Consider the following 19,147-nt stretch of genomic DNA (forward strand, 5'->3'; position numbering starts at 1 on the left):
GCCCCAGATTTTCAGCTTCGCAGCAAAACTTTCCGGGGCCGCTTCGCGCCCCATCGCGGCACAAGGCCGCTCCTACAGGGGGCTGCGGTGTGTTTGTGTCCTGTGTTCTGGCAACAAGGAGTGCCCCATGCTCAAACCCCTGCTACAAGGACTCGCCTTCATGGCCACAGCCACCACCCTTCAGGCCGCCCCCATCGACCTGATCATCGACACCGACCCTGGCGCCGACGACGTGGTCGCGCTGTTTCTGGCCATGGCCTCGCCCGACGAGCTCAATATCCGCGCCATCACCACCGTGGCAGGCAACGTGCGCCTGGATAAAACCTCGCGAAACGCCCGCCTGGCCCGCGAATGGGCGGGTCGCGAAGACATCCCCGTGTACGCCGGCGCCGGCCGCCCACTGGTGCGCGCGCCGATATACGCCGCCGATGTTCATGGTGAAGAAGGCCTTACCGGGGTACAGGTGCACGAGCCCAAAGCGCCTCTGGCCCAAGGCAATGCCGTGCAATACCTGATCGACACCCTCGGCACAGCCAAACCGCACAGCATCACCGTGGCCATGCTCGGCCCGCAGACCAACCTGGCCTTGGCGCTGATCCAGCGCCCGGACATCGTCAAGGCCATCAAGGAGGTGGTGGTCATGGGCGGTGCCCATTTCAACGGAGGCAATATCACCCCTGTGGCGGAATTCAACCTCTATGCCGACCCGCATGCCGCCGAAGTGGTGCTGGCCAGCGGTGTGCAGCTCACCTACCTGCCGCTGGACGTCACTCACAAGCTGCTGACCAGCGACGCACGCCTGAAACAACTGGCAACCGTGAACAACCAGGCCAGCAAGCGCGTGGTGGATATCCTGAATGCCTACATCACCCACGACATGGACCTGTACGGCATGCCCGGCGGCCCGGTGCACGACGCCAGCGTCATTGCCTACCTGCTAAAGCCCGAGCTGTTCAGTGGCCGGCGTATCCACATGAGCATCGACAGCCGCGAAGGCCCGACTTTCGGCCAGACGGTTGCCGACTGGTACGGCGTGCTCAAGCAGCCGGCGAATGTGTTGTGGGTGGAGCAGGGCGATGCTCAGGGGCTGTTTGACCTGCTCAGCGCCCGTCTGGCGCGATTGGAATAGCCGCGTGCGGCGCGTAGCGCTCGAACACCTGGTCGATGAAGCTGCGGGCCGCCTCGGCACCGTTGTCGCGTACCAACAGGTCGATGGCGATCAACAGCAATTCTTCCGGTGTGCCAGGGCTGTACGCGCTCTGGCCCTCCGCCCATTTGACCTTGATGTCGGCATCGATGCTGTGGGTACTCATGAAAAGCTCTCGCTGGGGCCCGGGACGAAGGGGTGAACACCTGACCCTGGTGTTCGATGGAGGCGGGATGCGCTCCACTTCTTGCAGTAAATCATGGCTTTGCGCCAGTGACCGTGCGCGCTAAGCATATGGCAAACGCAGTGGGTTGTGCAAAATCCGGTCACGATTGCTTTTCGCCTCGCTGCCAGAGTTCAGGCAGACTTGACCGGTTTTGCAACGAATACCCAGCGGAGCTGTCGGAACAGACAGTTCCCGGACCTATTTAGGAGGCTTCATGTTCCGTACCCGTGCTTACCTGGCAACCCTGGCGGTGGCTGCTGTCCTGGCTGGTTGCAGCACTGGTGGCAACGCCGATGGTGGTGCTGTGCCAGCTTCGCCTGTAGCCAATGACGGCCGCTGCGATGCCAGTGGCGCCGATTTTGCCATTGGCAAGCCTGCCAGCGCCGAGCTGCTGGAGCAGGCACGCAAGGCCAGTGGCTCGCAGATGGCACGCATTCTCAAGCCGCACGACGTGGTAACCCTGGAGTACCGCTCCGAACGCCTGAACCTGAACGTGGACGAGCAGGGCAAGGTAACCCGCGTCAACTGCGGTTGATGCAGCTCCAAAGACCCATGCGGTCCCTGTAGGCGTGGCCTTGCCGGGGCGCCGGACCGGCCGGAAAGGGCCGCAAAGCGGCCCCAGGTTTTTAGCTTCACCGCCTGAAGCAAAGAGCAGCGTGTGCCGCCTGGTCAGCGCCCATAAAAAAACCCGCCACAAGGGCGGGTTTTTTCACAGCTTCCGAATTACTCCGGACGAACCTGAGCAGCCTGCATGCCCTTCTGACCGCGCTCGGCGACGAAGGAAACAGTCTGACCTTCTTTCAGGCTCTTGAAGCCGTCGGATTCGATGGCTTTGAAGTGAACGAACAGGTCGTCGCCGCCGCCTTGTGGGGTGATGAAGCCGAAGCCTTTCTCATCATTGAACCATTTGACGGTGCCGGTTTGGCGATTGGACATGGGATGAATCTCCAGAAACTTGAAATTTTTCGAAGTGCCTAGACGCCTGAGCTGTCTGGCACAGAGGACATCATAGTCTAATTCTGCAGAACTAGCGCCTTTTACCTTCACCAGATGTTGATCTAACGCAAAATAGTTACCGGCGGTCACCGGCTTTAAGGGTTCAGCGCTTCGGTGCGCAGGCCTGTTGCACCACAGTCTGGGCCTTCTGCATCAGCTTGGCGTCAACGCCATCGTTGCTGTTAAGGTCGGCAATCTCGGCGTCGGTGAAATTCTTTTCGATGGCTCGTGCGCCGCAGTCGCAGTGTTTTTTCGCGGTGGCAGCGTCAACGCCCTGGCTGCCGGCCACTTGCGTGCACTGGGCGGTGTAGGCGGCCTCCTTCCCGGCGGGGAAGTTGCCAGCGTTCGCAGCCACGGGCAGCAGCAGGGCGCCAGCGGCCGCCAGGGCCAGAAGAGACGGAACTCGCATAACCAGTTACTCCTTGGGTCAAGGTCTCATCAAGAGTAGGTTGCTTCCTAAGGTCTGAGCCGTATTTTTCCGCGATAGTTCACCGCTGCGGTGCAATTTCCAAATATTTCTGCCTGGGGCGCAACCCGCGTGCTAGCATGCCCGGCTTGTAGTCGCGCTGTGCCGGCTGCAGCTATCTTTTTTCTTTCCAGTCACTCTGGTTCGTCCCTTGCAAGCCGAAAGGCTTCTGCCACTGTGAGGCAGGCTTCCTTATGAAGGAAGGCAGGCCGGATCTTGTACTGGCTCATCCCAACCCACGTGACCTTTGGTAGGGGTCACCACTAGGAGAGGAGGCGCCATGCCCATTATTACTCTTCCCGATGGCAGTCAACGTTCGTTTGACCACGCCGTATCCGTCGCCGACGTAGCCGCATCCATCGGTGCCGGCCTGGCCAAGGCCACGGTCGCCGGCAAGGTCGATGGCAAACTGGTCGACGCGTGCGACCTGATCAGCCACGACGCCACCCTGCAGATCATCACCCCTAAAGATGAAGAGGGACTGGAGATCATCCGTCACTCGTGCGCCCACTTGGTCGGCCACGCAGTGAAGCAGCTGTACCCGACCGCCAAGATGGTCATCGGCCCGGTTATCGATGAAGGCTTCTATTACGACATCGCCTACGAGCGCCCCTTCACCCCTGAAGACATGGCTGCCATCGAAAAGCGCATGATGGAGCTGATCGAGAAAGACTACGACGTGGTCAAGAAAGTGACCCCGCGCGCCGAAGTCATCGATGTGTTCAAGGCCCGTGGCGAAGACTACAAGCTGCGCCTGGTCGAGGACATGCCGGATGAGCAGGCCATGGGCCTGTATTATCACGAAGAATATGTCGACATGTGCCGTGGCCCGCACGTGCCGAACACCCGCTTCCTCAAGGCATTCAAGCTGACCAAGCTGTCCGGTGCCTACTGGCGCGGTGATGCCAAGAACGAGCAGCTGCAGCGCGTGTACGGCACCGCCTGGGCCGACAAAAAGCAGCTGGCTGCCTACGTTCAGCGCATCGAAGAAGCCGAAAAACGCGACCATCGCAAGATCGGCAAGCAGCTCGACCTGTTCCACCTGCAGGAAGAAGCCCCGGGCATGGTGTTCTGGCATGCCAACGGCTGGACTGTATACCAAGTGCTTGAGCAGTACATGCGCCAGGTTCAGCGCGCCAACGGCTACCTGGAAATCAAGACCCCGCAGGTTGTTGACCGTATTCTCTGGGAGCGTTCCGGGCATTGGTCCAACTACGCCGAGAACATGTTCACCACGTCGTCGGAAAGCCGTGACTACGCGGTAAAACCGATGAACTGCCCGTGCCACGTGCAGGTGTTCAACCAGGGCCTGAAAAGCTACCGCGACCTGCCGCTGCGCCTGGCCGAGTTTGGTGCCTGCCACCGTAACGAGCCGTCCGGCGCCCTGCACGGCATCATGCGCGTGCGTGGCTTCGTGCAGGACGACGCGCACATCTTCTGCACCGAAGACCAGGTGAAGAAAGAAGCCGCCGACTTCATCAAGCTGACCCTGGACGTGTACAAAGACTTCGGCTTCAGCGATATCGCCATGAAGTTGTCCACCCGTCCGGCCAAGCGTGTCGGTTCTGAAGAGCTGTGGGACCGTGCCGAATCGGCACTGGCCGACGCCCTGAACGAATCGGGCCTGGAGTGGGAATACCAGCCAGGCGAGGGCGCTTTCTATGGCCCGAAAATCGAGTTTACCCTGCGCGACTGCCTCGGCCGTAACTGGCAGTGTGGTACCCTGCAGTACGACCCGAACCTGCCAGAGCGTCTGGATGCCAGCTATATCGCCGAAGATAACAGCCGTGTTCGCCCGGTCATGCTGCACCGCGCCATCCTCGGTTCGTTCGAGCGCTTTATCGGCATGCTGATCGAGCACTACGCGGGTGTGTTCCCGGCGTGGCTGGCACCGACCCAGGCGGTGATCATGAATATCACCGACAAACAGGCCGATTTCGCCCTCGAGGTTGAGAAATCTCTGAACGGTAGCGGTTTCCGTGCCAAGTCGGACTTGAGAAATGAGAAGATCGGCTTTAAAATCCGCGAGCATACTTTGCTCAAGGTCCCGTACCTTTTGGTTATAGGGGATCGCGAAGTCGAAACGCAGACCGTTGCAGTGCGTACTCGCGAAGGCGCAGACCTGGGCTCCATGCCCGTCGCCCAATTCGCTGAGCTTCTGACACAAGCGGTTTCCCGGCGTGGTCGCCAAGAATCGGAGTAATGACTATTAAGCGTGAAATGAGAAACGATAAGCGTGCTGTACCGAAGGCCCCGATCAACGAGAATATCTCGGCCCGCGAGGTTCGGTTAATTGGCGCAGACGGCGAGCAGGTTGGCATCGTCTCGATTGATGAAGCGCTGCGTATCGCTGATGAAGCGAAGCTGGACCTGGTAGAAATCTCTGCAGACGCGGTACCGCCCGTCTGCAAGGTCATGGACTACGGCAAGCACCTCTTCGAGAAGAAGAAGCAGGCCAACGAAGCCAAGAAAAACCAGAAGCAGATCCAGATCAAAGAAATCAAGTTTCGTCCAGGGACGGAGGATGGGGATTACCAGGTAAAACTACGCAACCTGGTACGTTTCCTTACCGATGGGGACAAGGCCAAGATCTCTCTGAGATTCCGTGGTCGTGAGATGGCCCACCAGGAGCTGGGCATGGAGCTGTTGAAGCGGGTTGAAAATGACCTGCTTGAATACGGCACCGTTGAGCAGCATCCGAAGATGGAAGGACGCCAGCTTATGATGGTCATCGCCCCCAAGAAAAAGAAGTAATCTCCCGGGCACGGCAGGCCTGATGATTATGTGTAATTTTATCGAATGCGGAGTTCCAACATGCCAAAAATGAAAACCAAAAGCGGTGCTGCGAAGCGCTTCCTGAAGACAGCTTCGGGCTTCAAGCACAAGCACGCTTTCAAGAGCCACATCCTGACCAAAATGTCGACCAAGCGTAAGCGTCAACTGCGCGGTGCCAGCTTGCTGCACCCGTCTGACGTGGCAAAAGTCGAGCGCATGCTGCGCGTTCGTTAATTCTGGTTAAGATAGAGGAAGTTACTCATGGCTCGTGTTAAGCGTGGCGTCATCGCTCGTAAGCGTCACAAGAAAATTCTGAAACTGGCTAAAGGTTACTACGGTGCACGCTCGCGCGTATTCCGCGTAGCCAAGCAAGCGGTCATCAAGGCAGGCCAATACGCCTACCGCGACCGTCGCCAGAAGAAGCGTCAGTTCCGCGCACTGTGGATCGCTCGTATCAACGCCGGTGCCCGCAATAACGGTCTGTCCTACAGCCGTCTGATTGCTGGCCTGAAAAAGGCTTCGATCGAAATCGACCGTAAGGTTCTGGCCGATCTGGCAGTGAACGAAAAAGCGGCGTTTGCTGCGATTGTCGAGAAAGCTAAAGCCGTTCTGGCTTAAGTACCCGCGACAATCACCCGGCGGCGCTAGCGCCGTCGGGCATTGAACGTCATCGATAGGGGAAGAGCCTTCAAAGCTCTTCCCCTATTTTCGTATCTGGAGTCTGTACATGGAAAACCTGGATGCGCTGGTCTCCCAAGCCCTAGAGGCCGTGGAGCGCGCTGAAGACATCAATGCCCTGGAACAGATCCGGGTTAATTATCTCGGCAAGAAGGGCGAACTGACCCAGGTGATGAAGACCCTGGGCAACCTGCCAGCCGAAGAGCGGCCGAAAGTCGGCGCGCTGATCAACGACGCCAAAGAGCGCGTCACCGTTGTGCTCAATGCCCGCAAGGCTGCCTTTGAAGAAGCCGAGCTCAGCGCTCGCCTGGCTGCCGAATGCATTGACGTCACCCTGCCAGGCCGCGGCCAGGCCACCGGTGGCCTGCACCCGATCACCCGTACACTCGAGCGCATCGAGCAGTTCTTCACCCACATCGGCTACGGCATTGCCGAAGGCCCAGAGGTCGAAGACGACTACCACAACTTCGAAGCGCTCAACATCCCTGGCCACCACCCGGCGCGGGCGATGCACGATACCTTCTACTTCAATGCCAACATGCTGCTGCGCACCCACACCTCGCCGGTGCAGGTGCGGACCATGGAGTCGACCCAGCCGCCCATCCGCATTGTGTGCCCGGGCCGCGTATACCGCTGTGACTCGGATATCACCCACTCGCCGATGTTCCACCAGGTCGAAGGCCTGCTGATCGATCGCGATATCAACTTCGCCGACCTCAAGGGCACTATCGAAGAATTCCTGCGGGTGTTCTTCGAAAAAGAACTGGCGGTGCGTTTCCGCCCGTCGTTCTTCCCCTTCACCGAGCCGTCCGCCGAAGTCGACATCCAGTGCGTGATGTGTTCCGGCAACGGCTGCCGCGTGTGCAAGCAAACCGGCTGGCTGGAAGTGATGGGCTGCGGCATGGTGCACCCGAGCGTGCTGCGCATGTCCGGCATCGACCCTGAAGAGTTCCAGGGCTTCGCCTTCGGCATGGGCGCCGAGCGCCTGGCCATGCTGCGCTATGGCGTCAACGATTTGCGTCTGTTCTTCGACAACGACCTGCGGTTCCTTGCCCAATTCCGCTAGGCCCAATCGACGCACATTCTAGGAGAACAGCATGAAATTCAGTGAACAGTGGCTGCGCGGTTGGGTAAACCCGCAAGTCTCCCGTGACGAACTGGTCGCCCGCCTGTCCATGGCCGGCCTCGAAGTCGACAGCGTTACCCCCGCTGCCGGCCAGTTCAGCGGCATTGTCGTGGGCGAAATCCTCGCCACCGAACAGCACCCGGACGCCGACAAGCTGCGCGTGTGCCAGGTGAGCAACGGCCAGGAAACTTTCCAGGTCGTGTGCGGCGCCCCTAACGCCCGCCCAGGCATCAAGGTGCCGTTCGCCATGATCGGCGCCGAGCTGTCTGGCGACTTCAAGATCAAGAAGGCCAAGCTGCGCGGCGTCGAGTCCTTCGGCATGCTGTGCTCGGCGGCCGAGCTGGAAATCAGCGAAGAGAACGACGGCCTGCTGGAGCTGGCGGCTGATGCCCCGGTTGGCGAAAACATTCGCACCTACCTGAGCTTGGACGACGCCAGCATCGAGATCGGCCTGACGCCCAACCGCGGTGACTGCCTGTCCATCGCCGGCCTGGCCCGCGACGTCAGCGCGTTGTATGACACCCCGGTCACCCGCCCGGTGGTGCCTGCCGTAGCGCCTGCCCACGACGAAGTGCGCCCGGTGGAGGTCAGCGCCCCGGCTGCCTGCCCACGCTACCTGGGCCGCGTTATCCGTAACGTCGACCTGAGCAAGCCGACCCCACTGTGGATGGTCGAACGCCTGCGCCGCAGCGATGTGCGCAGCATCGACGCCGCCGTCGACATCACCAACTACGTGATGCTCGAACTCGGCCAGCCGATGCACGCCTTCGACCTGGCAGAAATCAACGGCGGCATCCGCGTACGCATGGCCGAAGAGGGCGAAAAACTCGTCCTGCTCGACGGCCAGGAAGTTGCCCTGCGCGCAGACACCCTGGTAATCGCCGACCACACCCGCGCCCTGGCCATCGCCGGCGTCATGGGTGGCGAGCACAGCGGTGTGAACACCGAAAAAACCCGCGACCTGTTCCTGGAAAGCGCCTTCTTCGAGCCGATTTCCGTTGCCGGTAAAGCCCGTTCCTACGGCCTGCACACCGATGCCTCGCACCGCTACGAGCGCGGCGTCGACTCGCAGCTGGCCCGCGAAGCTATCGAGCGCGCCACCCAGCTGCTGCTGGACATCGTTGGCGGCGAAGCCGGCCCGGTCGTTGAAGCTGTCAGCGAGCAACACCTGCCAAAAGTGGCCCCCGTCACCCTGCGCGCCGAACGCATCACCCAGATGCTCGGCATGGAAATGGACCCAGCCCAGGTCGAGCAACTGCTCAACGCTCTGGAGCTGACCACCACCAAGAGTGGCGGCTCTGAAGGTGTAGCGCAGTGGACCGTCAACGTCCCGAGCCACCGCTTCGACATCAGCCTGGAAGTGGACCTGATCGAAGAGCTGGCCCGCCTGTACGGCTACAACAACCTGCCGGTTCGCTACCCGCAAGCCCGCCTGGCGCCAAAAGGCAAGCCGGAAACCCGCGGTGACCTGCCGACCCTGCGCCGCCTGCTGGTTGCCCGCGGCTACCAGGAAGCCATCACCTACAGTTTCATCGACCCGAAACTGTTCGAACTGTTCAGCCCGGGCGTAGAGCCGCTGTTGCTGGCCAACCCCATTTCCAGCGACATGGCCGCCATGCGCGCCTCGCTGTGGCCGGGCCTGGTCAAGGCACTGCAGCACAACCTGAACCGCCAGCAAGACCGCGTGCGCCTGTTCGAAAGCGGCCTGCGCTTCGTCGGCCAACTGGGTGACCTGCAACAGCAGCCAATGATTGCCGGCGTAATCACCGGCAGCCGCCTGCCAGAAGGCTGGGCCAACGGCCGCGACGGCGTCGACTTCTTCGACGTAAAAGCCGACGTCGAAGCCCTGCTGGGCTACTCCGGCGCCCTGAGCGACTTCACCTTCAGCGCCGGCAAACACCCAGCCCTGCACCCAGGCCAGACCGCCGCCATCGAGCGCGACGGCAAACTGGTCGGCTACCTTGGCGCCATCCACCCAGAGCTGGCCAAAGCCCTGGGCCTGGATCGCCCGGTGTTCCTGTTCGAGCTGGTGCTGGGCGATGTGGTCGAAGGCCGCCTGCCGAAATTCAGCGAGCTGTCCAAGTTCCCGGAAACCCGTCGCGACCTGGCTTTGATTGCAGGACGTGATGTAGCTTCTAGCGCGGTGCTTGAATTAATTCGTGACAATGCAGGCGAATGGCTCACAGACCTCAGGCTGTTTGATGTCTACCAAGGTAAAGGCATTGATCCTGATAGAAAAAGCCTTGCCGTTGGCTTGACCTGGCAGCATCCATCGCGCACTCTTAACGACGATGAGGTGAACACTACCCTGCAAAACATCCTCACCTCGCTCGAACAAAGGTTGAACACCACGTTAAGGAAATAACGGCATGGGTGCTCTGACGAAAGCTGAGATGGCCGAAAGGCTGTACGAGGAGCTGGGGCTTAACAAGCGTGAGGCCAAGGAGCTGGTCGAGCTGTTTTTCGAAGAAATTCGGCACGCACTTGAAGAGAACGAGCAGGTGAAGCTGTCCGGTTTCGGCAACTTCGACCTTCGCGACAAACGCCAGCGGCCGGGCCGCAACCCTAAAACAGGGGAAGAGATCCCGATCACTGCACGGCGCGTCGTCACCTTTCGTCCAGGGCAGAAGTTGAAGGCCCGGGTTGAGGCCTATGCTGGAACCAAGCCATAACGACGAACTGCCCCCCATACCGGGCAAACGCTACTTCACCATTGGTGAAGTCAGCGAGCTGTGTGCTGTAAAGCCACACGTGCTCCGGTACTGGGAGCAGGAGTTCGACCAGCTTAACCCTGTGAAGCGGCGGGGGAATCGGCGGTATTATCAGCGGCAGGATGTGCTGATGATCCGCCAGATTCGTGCGCTGCTTTATGACCAGGGGTTCACCATTGGCGGGGCGCGGTTACGGCTCTCCAGTGATGAGGCTAAGGATGAATCCAGCCAGTACAAGCAGCTGATTCGGCAGATGATTGTTGAGTTGGAGGATGTGTTGGTGGTTTTGAAGAAGTGAGATCTTTCGCATAGGTGGAATTTTTTTAAGAAAAAGCTTCCACTTATCAGATGGTTAGGGTACATTCTTCAACGTCCTCAGCAACATTGAGGACATGCTTCAAAGCCCAGTCGGGGCGTAGCGCAGCCCGGTAGCGCACTTGCATGGGGTGCAAGGGGTCGAGTGTTCGAATCACTCCGTCCCGACCAAATAACTCCAAAGAATCCAGTCACTTAGCGGTGACTGGATTTTTTTGTGCCTGTACGTTTTTCGGCGATGGGCATTTTTGCCCCACTTTTTGCCCCACCGAAGATTTTTGATGTCTCTGGCGTTTTTTTGTTGGGCCTACCGTGGTGCTATCGCTAACCACGTGCCTTGGCCGCAAACCCGTGAGAATCTAGAGTTAATTGTCGGGTCGGAGAATCGAAGCCCGATTCGCTCCCGTTGGGTACCAACGCATGCGTTTCGCCTTAGTCTCTGTCTCTGCGGTATTCCGAGGGAGCGTCGTAGCGATGCCGTCTAGTTGGTGTGGGGCCAGGGGAGGTATCGCTAAGCGATTTTCGAGTTCGAATGTCTACGCTTCCGCCACTATTTTTCATCAAAGCCCTGATTTTTCGGGGCTTTTTTGTGCCTAGGTGTTTTTGGTCCCCCACCTGGTCCCCCATTATTAGTTTGGCTTTTGCTGGTTTACAGCGGATTGTGATGGGCATGCTGTTTTCATGGGACCTAATGACTCACGTTAGGAGGAGCGATTTTTCGAAAGCAGCGTAGGTGGGAGATACGCTTGGCTCTTCCCGGCATCTATCGACCCGGCGCTTGGATATTGGGGCCGCTTCGCGACCCATCGACGACAAGCGTGGCTGCTACCGGTGTGGCGCAGGTCTGGAAGCTGTTGATATTTTCGTGGGGCCCGGTTTGCAGCGATTAGGCCCGAACTGGGGGAACACAAAGCCTTGGAATGATGCCATCATCACACCGTCGCTATCGCCCTATAATGGCTTAACAGAGCAAAAGCGGCAGGGCATGAAGCGAAGCGTGGAAGGCGCGGCCAAAACCGGCTAGCAGCTACTACGCGAAGCCCTTGATGCGATAAGGGCGCATCAGGACACCCAAGATAGTGGAGCATCTCCGAATATGGTCGAGCGGCTTAGAGCTTGGCCGACTCCGTCTACCACGGGGTAGTGAATTTCCAGTTGCTGGAGGCCGGCATTCCGTCTGAATCGATTCACTGACATCGAGGCACTGATGCCCAGATAGGCCAAGATTTGCCGCCCGACCACCAAGCCTACACCCAGGCAATTGAGACAATGCGCCGGTACCATGAAGCTCAGGATGCTGGCGCGCCTGCAATAGAGGTGGGAAGATTACGCCTGATAGCTGAGTCTCTGTTCCAGTCAGTCACTGACTATCAAATGCGAGTTTTTGCCCGCGGGGGTTGAACCGCTCACTGATCGTCAGTTGTACCTGAAACATCCTCTGAGATGGTCGCAGCGACCCAGCGCAGACATTGTATACCAGGGCTTCTTCGCGGCCCATCGACGCATGATACCCGTTGACCTCTATCGGAAAACTACCGTCCCATGTCGATGTGTTGGATGAGGGAGAAACTAACTTGTATACGCCTTGTGGTAGGTGGTGGCTTCTCATGGAGAAGCCACTAGGTTCGGAGCTTTCCTGTCAAACGGGTCAAACACGAGCAAAGTAAAAGTCTTTATCTTTGAGCCGAACGTAGGAACTTCAGCGCAACTTCGAATCCAATAGTAGCACTTAGCTCCGCGCAATAATTCTGATAGTTGTCAGTTTTGTTTCGGTCGGCTAAATCCGATACGCATTTTATGCAGATAAATTTAGATTGAGGATCCACCGACATGTCTGCAGCAAAATATACTCCATAACATTCCATATCCACTGCAATAGCTTTGCGATGCTGCTTAACAAATATGGCATGCTTGCTAGGGTCTTCGACTACCGCACTTCCAGAAAGCATCGGTCCTACGTGTACCTTTGGTTGAGTTCCTGGGCGCTGATCTTGGCTTTTCCAGAACTGCAAAGATATATCTTCTGTTCCTCTGGCCAATGCCACGATATCCGGTGAGGCCTCTTTGTGATCCGGCGCAGAGTCAAACTCACCTGAATGTAACCATTTCCCACTTTGCCAGTCCCAACTTCTATCTGCTACAATAACATCGCCAAGGTTTACATTTCTAACTCCGCCGCATATGCCTGTCATTACGATCAATTTGGGGTAATATTTTTCCCAAAGAACTCTTGTCATAAAGGATGCAGCAATCATGCCCATTTGACTTGAGTGCGCACAGACAAACTTCCTCAACTTTCCATCAATTTCTGCCGTTCCCTCTTGTATCAGTACACCGTTGCCAAGACTCTGCTCCGGTGTCCAGCTTATAGGTAAGCCCAGTACTGCGGTTAGCTCAGGGTAACGAAGAGCAGTTATGAAGCATACATCCACCAATCTTTCTTTAGGGTGTTGTTGAGATCGGACTATATGGCTGATTAATTTTTCAAGCGAGAATCGCCATGCTGTTAGCTCTGGAGTAACTAATAAAATTTGTGTGGTGAGGTTCTTGAAAGACTCCTCATATTTACCCATGGCCTCGTTGTCTGCTGTGGTTCCAACTATACTTGTAGGAGGTAAGTACTCTTCGTCATCTAAGATTTGGCGTAAAAGTTCAATTCCCACCGATGCGCTTGGAGTGTCTCCCTCGCGATTTGGAAGTACAAGGTCGAGCAGAAGTAGGTCTATTGTTCCGGCGTGCTCGCGCAGGGCGCACCTAGTTTCATATCCGTTTTTTGCAAAGATGAGTTCTAGTCCGGAGATATCAAAGGTTGAAAGAGCGTCGGAAAGAAGCTGTGCTTTGTAGGGAGTGTCTTCAGAAATAAGTACTTTAACAGCCATTGAACTCACCGTAGATGGACAGTTTTAGTTTGTTGCGCCAGTCGCTTTTCTGGCTGGCATAAAATAGAACTGCTATTAATGTTGTTCTGAATTTTTTTAGAAGCTGGTCGGTTAAACACTCGAGGGTGGAAGCAGCGCCGTTACCGTCAGGGAACTCACTGTATTGTGTGATAATTATTGCCTTGGTTTTTTCTCTTTCACTCTGTAGGAAGCGAAGTATATCGATGCCTCCTTTTGATTGAGGTTCGCCCCCGGTTGTATCTGCATCAAAATCGTAGGTGGGGATTGACATATCTACTATGCAGAGATCAAAATTTTCTGACTCCAATAACTGCATGGCACTAGTTAGCGACTTGGCGCTTATGATGCTTTTGATCATTAGCTCTTCGCTGAGGCATTGATTAATTGCGCTAAGTTTTGGGTTGTCATCCTCTACTATCAAGATCCTGAGGTCAGTAATTGTAGACATCGTAAGCCTCGGCACGCTTGTGAAGTGGGATAAAGGCCATTACCACAAAATTGCTGCCTTCAATTTTGATATCTAATGGGAGCGGGCAAATGCCTCGATCAATCTTGTGTGACAGTCTGGCGATCTTCGGCAGTCCGGTGCCTCCCTCTGTAGCTATGTTCTCAATGACAAGTTCTTTTTGAAATCGCGCGCGAATACTCTCTAAGAACTCTGGTGTCAACTGATTCAATCGGTTTGAAGATAGAGGGTTTGAGATCGCTACAGAGAGAATGTCATTTGCGCTATTGATGCTGGACATTATATCTATGGTGTATTCCTTGTCATACAATCCTGAGTATTTCCAGCAATTTTCAAGTAGTGTGGTAAGCGCTTCAACTATGGCGGTCATCCCAATGGCTGTAAGCTTTAAATCAAGCGAGTCATTTTTCTCAACTTCAACTATTGCATTAAAACGCGGGTAGATATTTTTTGACACCTTGGTTGCAATGCTAATCGCTTCATCGAATGAAAAAACGCGATCGGTCAGATTGCTATGAGGTTGAAACCAGCCCGCAGCAACAACACATTTTTGGCATGTCAAATTCTTTATTCTTGTCAGACCCGCAACCAAGGTTCTAGAACCATCACCAATGACTTGTATTTTGTGTATGGCTTGGTCGAACATATTATAAATTTGCTGCTGGAAGTCTCCGTTGAAGTAATCGTGAAGGCTCTGCAATGAAGGTTCTAGGAGCTTCCAAAATGTTGTGAATACCACTGATACAAATGTGTTGAAGTCCAGCATCGTGCCGATTAACGGAGCCGTTCTGCTGAAGCCGGCTTGACTATTACCTATTGAGATAAATCCATGCGGATGCTTTTCGCTTTTTATACGGATCTTGTTCGCGAGAGCGTCATTAATCAGGTTAACTAGTCCAGCTGATAGCTCCAATAGTGCAGGAGTAACTATTTCTACTTTATGGTAGTGAGAAAATTCATGCATCAATCTATCAATGCTGTCGTCTAACCGCTCTCCAACAGCTAGAAAGCCTGCTTCATCTAGCGGGCCGAGTACCGTGTTTTTAATAGTCCCATGCCTAATTCTAGCGCTCAGATAGCAGTGAAGGCCGTCTAAAGGGTCGTTAAGGAATTTGTTTTCCAGGCGAGCTATGATGGTAAGCAATATTTTGTGCTCGTCCGACATGCTGCTGCCCGCTATTTCATCTAGTCGTTCTTTTGTAGGCGAGTTTGCAAACTGGAAAATTTCTTCTGCAAGATCCTCGGTGAACGTTATTGCATGTGCTTTTTTCCATGTTTCGAAATCTGGGCGAAGTTCTTTGTCTGCCCATCTTGATATTCCGGCTTCATTGACGAATATTCGTGTCTCGTCTACATGGCTTAACCCCTCCCACTGAGATTCCCGAAGAGTAATATCCATGATTTCAGCTGCATACTCTTGCTCACCTTCTGGGTGCGTTTGTACTAGCAGGCGAAGTACATCAAGGCGCTCATTCATAGCCTCGCGACTGGTCTTGAAGTTCAAGAATGTGAGGTTTTCCTCGGTCCAAACTTTGGAGAAAAGTGTAATTGCTGCCTTTTTTTCTTGTTCTGAAAGTACTGCTTTAAGAATTTCTTTGCCGCCTAGTTCCTGGTGGATGCGTTTACAGGCCATTTTACATATGTAGAGTATATCTTCGTCTTTTGATTCGAGTGTGGCGTTCGTAAAATGGGCGACAATCGCTGTCTCTGTCGGGTTGAAATGTTTGAAGTCGCCCCAGGTGTTGTCTTCGAATATAATTGCGAATGGGTATTCGAAGCTTTGTACGTGATTGTTTTCAATTGACTGATAGGCAAGAGTTAATGCGTCTTCGGTGTTATGGTTTCGGCTTAGGAGATTGAGCTTTAACTTGATTGCTTGCCTTTTCCAGAAGGGTTGTCTGCTGGATAAATGCTTGATAATGATTTCGACTTCGGTGTGGCGCCCTTCTTCAATGAAATAATAACCGAGCCATAAAGCCGAATTACATGAGATTGACTGGAATGAATCCTTGTCGACTGAGTTGTTGCGGGCATTTAAGAGTAGTTTTGCCTGCCTAACCACTTGCTCGTTGGTGTGTGAGTTCGAGATTTTCTCAATAAGTTCCCATGCGTGGTTGCATGGCAAAACAAAAAAGTCTTCAATCGCTATAGAGGAATTTAATAGCGTAATCCATGGCTGAGAGACTGATTTTTCAGGATCTTTACTGAATAGGTTTACGCTGAACCCAGAAAGACATACGCCTAGGGGGATAAATCTTAGCCCCAAACTCTCTTTTTCTAACTTTCCCAGCGCTTCAAATGCCATTGCGCCATTTTCATTGAGTTCGTAAATGAACTCAAGTGCTGATGGCACATCGGATTTGTTTGCGGAGTGGTTAATCAGTGCCTGATATGCAAGCTTTGCATTAGGTCGTGTGCTTTGACTTATAGTCGTCGGCTCACCGGTAAGCAAGAGGGAAAGCTTTTTTAATCGAGGGTCTTTGATTCCGCCAGATATCAATACCTCAATACATTTTGCTACACTTTCTTTCAGCATTCCTGGGTTGGAGGCTATTAGTGAGTGTACTGATTCTACACATGAGTTGTAGCAGTCAAATATTGATATCGAAAAATCTTGAAGTAATACGTCTCCAAGCGAGTCTTTTAAGTCGGAAATGCCTAATACATGGAATAAGTAGTGGTTTCGTATTTCTGGCTTTTCAATATATTTAGGTATTATTTCATGCCATTTCGATACAAAGTTGTCGACGGAGTACCGGTCGTCCACGCGCTCAGCGAATATGCTGGCGGCAAGTCCAATTATTCTACCGTCTGTGCTTTCTCTTATCTGCCTGGCTAGTTTTATAGTTTCTTCAGAACCATGTACCTTGTTTGTTAGATATATTACCGCCTCTAGCACCCAGAAACTCCATCCGTGAGCCTTCTGGAAGTCATGAGCCACCGCAAGCGCGGTAGCGTAATTTTCTGAAATTATCAGTTCTTGAATGGTTTCTGAAACTTCGATAAAGAGATTAAGCGCTTGAGTGTGTTTTATTAGCCAAATTGTTGCGAAGAAAAAGTCGTCGCAATAATTCTTGCCTGAAAAATGTGCGTAATATCCAACATCCTTCAGTTCTCTCTTTCCACTCCATGCGTGTTTTTTGAAGCGTTTCCCTACTTCAAAGTATACAGCTAGGAATGCTGGGTACTGGTCGGGCTTTAGTCTCTCATGATAATTTGAAGCGATCTGAATGAACGTCGAATAATCTTTCTTAGCAGCGCCATCCAGATCTTTGTAGATTATTTTTTCCAGTGCCCTAGACAAGATGCTATTCTCCCTGCGTGCAAATTTTTCTTCAGTCCGTTGTGGCAGATTGCCTCATGCTAACGAGAACATCAAGCATTCGGCTGCGTCTTTTCACGTGAGCTACGTTCAGAAACAAGCGGCACGCTATCTTCATGATTATTTTCTGTTTATGGCCAGATTTTAAGGAATTTGTTGTCCTCTGGCATCTGATCAGAAATGTAACAGCTCTCACGAAGCAAGTATCCATTAAGAGTTCCTGCTTTTCGTGGTCCTCTTACCTTGCAGATCCAAATGTTCCGGCCGTTGGGCTTTTTCACATGAACACCCAGTTTCTCAAATTCACGTTGGACGCGTTGCCATCCTTGGTTTTGAGGATCCGCTTCGGCCGACGCTGGTTGCTCAGAGACATAGCGTTGGAAAATGCCCGGCGTGACCACGAAAAAAGCACCTTCCACGGTGTGGACCTTTGCTTTGCTGTCGTTAATAACCAATCGATGACTGCGGACACCGTCGCGCAGCCACCCTAGAAATGCCAGCCCGATGGCATCCTGGGAAGGGGCAGTTGCGGACTGCAAGTTTCCAGTGCTTGATTCAGCCTCAAGCTGGCCCGGATCTTCCAACATATCCACCAAATCGTCGAGGTAGGGGAAATCCTCACCAAAGTGCGCTGCGGTCGGCCGCTCTTCATCCGCAGAAGTCTGCGGCGCATCAGTGCTCGATTCGCTGGGTTCACTGTTTGGTAGGGGATGGTCCATCATCGGTTCAACCGTGCCACGAAAGCACCGTGGCCGAGGTTCATCGGCCCAGATAAGGCTTGGCTGCAGACGAAGAAAGGTAAAGCGATGTTGCCAGTCATCGTCTGTAATGGTCGCGCTCCATACCGCTTTCCCTTCTGGTGTACCGTCCACCAATCCATGTGATTGCAGCTCATCGAACAAGGCGATATTGGAGGAGGGGATGCCATCCACGCCCTGAGCGAGCAGGTAGGCGCGCAGTTTGTCGGTGGCCGTCTTGCTTACCAGCCACAGTTCGTCCTCTGTGAGCCAACCGGCGGCGCCGGGCTGATTGAGCTTGAACTCGTTCTTGACCAGGTGTCGCAAGCCCGTGAGCAGGTGATGCTGCAGCGAGTGTTTGGGTGCCTGCAGGGCCTTGGTGGGATTGGCGCCGATGTTCTGCGCGGTGGAGACCCGGTCCGCTTGCAGCACCAGTTCGCCGAGGGTGCCGGCGTGCTCGTAATGGTTGGCGAGCAGGAAGAGCAGGTGGCCCCACAAGACCGGGTAGTGGCTGAGCCAGTCGAGCTGACGGGACGTCAAAATCTGTGTATAAAGCAGCCCGGCGGCGGCGCCGTGTAGCTTGTAATTCCGGTCGGGGTGGTAGCGGAAACGGTAGGGTTGGTTCAGTGGCCCGTGCCAAGGGCGCCACACCTCACCATTCTGATACTCCACCTGCACGTCAACGGCAATTTTGCCAATGTCATGGAGCAGGGCGCCGTAGGCAATCGCCGCGCTCCAGGCGTCCGCCTGCGCGGCCTGATCTTCCGGTGCGGCGCCGCTGGGTAGCAGGTACGACTGGCGTAACTTCAAGCTGCAGGCCACCAGTTCCAGTCCATGGTCCAGCATGCCGCCCGGATAAGCATGGTGGTGGCTTTCGCTGGCGGGGAGTTGCTGTACATAGACGGCGTAGCGGCGGATCGGATCAAGGTAGAGCTGATTGAACTGAGGTTCCGAAAGCGCCGTGTATTGCCAGATGCGCTCCAGCAGCTTTTTCCGGTGGTCGGCACACAGCAGGGATTCAGCGGGGAGCGGGAGCAAAAAACCCTCGGGCGCTAGGGCGGGTGTGGGCTCTGCGGCATTGCCTTTTTGATGTTTGAACCACCAGCGCTTCATCGCGTTACCTGCTCTGCATTAAGAAGGTCCTTTTCCTTTTCGGATAGGCCTCTTACCCTTGTGCCCCCTTACCGTTGCCGCCGTTACCCTTTAACGCCTTGGTCCTTTTCGCGAATGCGGAAATTCGAAGACTGGTGCATCGGGTTACCTGTGGGACCGGAATGGCCTG

At 54.8% G+C, this 19,147-nt stretch carries 17 protein-coding genes and 1 tRNA gene; 11 read left to right on the forward strand and 7 right to left on the reverse strand.

Annotated features, from left to right (window positions below):
* The first annotated feature begins 127 nt into the window (after positions 1 to 127).
* Complete coding sequence (locus AC07XM_RS15365) at positions 128 to 1,129, forward strand: nucleoside hydrolase (protein WP_016487889.1); 1,002 nt, start codon at positions 128 to 130, stop codon at positions 1,127 to 1,129.
* Here AC07XM_RS15365 and AC07XM_RS15370 read toward each other — a convergent pair.
* Positions 1,101 to 1,313 carry a hypothetical protein gene (locus tag AC07XM_RS15370; RefSeq protein WP_016487888.1) on the reverse strand — a complete coding sequence of 71 codons (213 nt, stop codon included), beginning with the start codon at positions 1,311 to 1,313 and terminating at the stop codon, positions 1,101 to 1,103. The two genes, AC07XM_RS15365 and AC07XM_RS15370, sit on opposite strands and share 29 nt — an antisense overlap.
* Before the next feature lie 274 nt (positions 1,314 to 1,587).
* Here AC07XM_RS15370 and AC07XM_RS15375 point away from each other — a divergent pair, with 274 nt between their 5' ends.
* The gene (locus tag AC07XM_RS15375; protein ID WP_016487887.1) at positions 1,588 to 1,908 is read left to right on the forward strand and encodes an I78 family peptidase inhibitor; all 321 of its coding nucleotides are present in this window, start codon (positions 1,588 to 1,590) and stop codon (positions 1,906 to 1,908) included.
* A gap of 188 nt (positions 1,909 to 2,096) precedes the next feature.
* Here AC07XM_RS15375 and AC07XM_RS15380 read toward each other — a convergent pair whose 3' ends face one another.
* Positions 2,097 to 2,309, reverse strand: a complete 213-nt coding sequence (locus tag AC07XM_RS15380; protein WP_012273095.1) for a cold-shock protein — start codon at positions 2,307 to 2,309, stop codon at positions 2,097 to 2,099.
* Positions 2,310 to 2,472: 163 nt separating this feature from the next.
* Positions 2,473 to 2,778 carry a hypothetical protein gene (locus AC07XM_RS15385; RefSeq protein ID WP_023049112.1) on the reverse strand — a complete coding sequence of 102 codons (306 nt, stop codon included), beginning with the start codon at positions 2,776 to 2,778 and terminating at the stop codon, positions 2,473 to 2,475.
* Positions 2,779 to 3,115: 337 nt separating this feature from the next.
* On the opposite strand from AC07XM_RS15385, the gene thrS reads away from it, so the two are divergent.
* From thrS to AC07XM_RS15430, 9 genes are all read left to right on the forward strand, one after another.
* The gene (gene thrS / locus AC07XM_RS15390; protein WP_016487885.1) at positions 3,116 to 5,038 is read left to right on the forward strand and encodes a threonine--tRNA ligase; all 1,923 of its coding nucleotides are present in this window, start codon (positions 3,116 to 3,118) and stop codon (positions 5,036 to 5,038) included.
* Complete coding sequence (infC, locus tag AC07XM_RS15395; protein WP_016487884.1) at positions 5,038 to 5,589, forward strand: translation initiation factor IF-3; 552 nt, start codon at positions 5,038 to 5,040, stop codon at positions 5,587 to 5,589. Before thrS ends, infC begins: the two co-directional genes overlap by 1 nt.
* A gap of 60 nt (positions 5,590 to 5,649) precedes the next feature.
* Entirely contained in the window at positions 5,650 to 5,844 is a 195-nt protein-coding gene (rpmI, locus tag AC07XM_RS15400) for a 50S ribosomal protein L35 (protein WP_003250667.1), read from the forward strand.
* Positions 5,845 to 5,871: 27 nt separating this feature from the next.
* Positions 5,872 to 6,228 carry a 50S ribosomal protein L20 gene (rplT, locus tag AC07XM_RS15405; protein ID WP_009394046.1) on the forward strand — a complete coding sequence of 119 codons (357 nt, stop codon included), beginning with the start codon at positions 5,872 to 5,874 and terminating at the stop codon, positions 6,226 to 6,228.
* A 109-nt stretch (positions 6,229 to 6,337) separates the two neighbouring features.
* Complete coding sequence (gene pheS / locus AC07XM_RS15410) at positions 6,338 to 7,354, forward strand: phenylalanine--tRNA ligase subunit alpha (protein WP_016487883.1); 1,017 nt, start codon at positions 6,338 to 6,340, stop codon at positions 7,352 to 7,354.
* Positions 7,355 to 7,385: 31 nt separating this feature from the next.
* Complete coding sequence (gene pheT, locus AC07XM_RS15415; protein WP_016487882.1) at positions 7,386 to 9,779, forward strand: phenylalanine--tRNA ligase subunit beta; 2,394 nt, start codon at positions 7,386 to 7,388, stop codon at positions 9,777 to 9,779.
* Between the two features lie 4 nt (positions 9,780 to 9,783).
* The gene (gene ihfA / locus AC07XM_RS15420; RefSeq protein WP_003250679.1) at positions 9,784 to 10,086 is read left to right on the forward strand and encodes an integration host factor subunit alpha; all 303 of its coding nucleotides are present in this window, start codon (positions 9,784 to 9,786) and stop codon (positions 10,084 to 10,086) included.
* Complete coding sequence (locus AC07XM_RS15425) at positions 10,067 to 10,423, forward strand: MerR family transcriptional regulator (RefSeq protein WP_003250681.1); 357 nt, start codon at positions 10,067 to 10,069, stop codon at positions 10,421 to 10,423. The genes ihfA and AC07XM_RS15425 overlap by 20 nt, the downstream gene beginning before the upstream one ends.
* Positions 10,424 to 10,534: 111 nt before the next feature.
* Positions 10,535 to 10,611 (forward strand) — tRNA-Pro (locus AC07XM_RS15430).
* A gap of 1,502 nt (positions 10,612 to 12,113) precedes the next feature.
* Here the strand turns inward: AC07XM_RS15430 and AC07XM_RS15435 are convergent.
* The 4 genes from AC07XM_RS15435 to mobH all read right to left on the reverse strand — a co-directional run bounded on the left by AC07XM_RS15435 (position 12,114) and on the right by mobH (position 18,978).
* Entirely contained in the window at positions 12,114 to 13,319 is a 1,206-nt protein-coding gene (locus tag AC07XM_RS15435; RefSeq protein WP_102690009.1) for a 5'-methylthioadenosine/S-adenosylhomocysteine nucleosidase family protein, read from the reverse strand.
* Positions 13,309 to 13,788: a response regulator gene (locus AC07XM_RS15440; RefSeq protein WP_102690008.1), complete on the reverse strand. Its 480-nt coding sequence runs from the start codon at positions 13,786 to 13,788 to the stop codon at positions 13,309 to 13,311. Before AC07XM_RS15440 ends, AC07XM_RS15435 begins: the two co-directional genes overlap by 11 nt.
* Positions 13,772 to 17,110 (reverse strand): hypothetical protein, encoded by a 3,339-nt coding sequence (locus tag AC07XM_RS15445; RefSeq protein ID WP_146024555.1) that lies wholly within the window; start codon positions 17,108 to 17,110, stop codon positions 13,772 to 13,774. The genes AC07XM_RS15440 and AC07XM_RS15445 overlap by 17 nt, the downstream gene beginning before the upstream one ends.
* A 149-nt stretch (positions 17,111 to 17,259) precedes the next feature.
* The gene (gene mobH / locus AC07XM_RS15450) at positions 17,260 to 18,978 is read right to left on the reverse strand and encodes a MobH family relaxase (protein ID WP_102690006.1); all 1,719 of its coding nucleotides are present in this window, start codon (positions 18,976 to 18,978) and stop codon (positions 17,260 to 17,262) included.
* Positions 18,979 to 19,147 lie beyond the last annotated feature (169 nt).

This window comes from Pseudomonas sp. GW460-LB5, assembly GCF_059423245.1.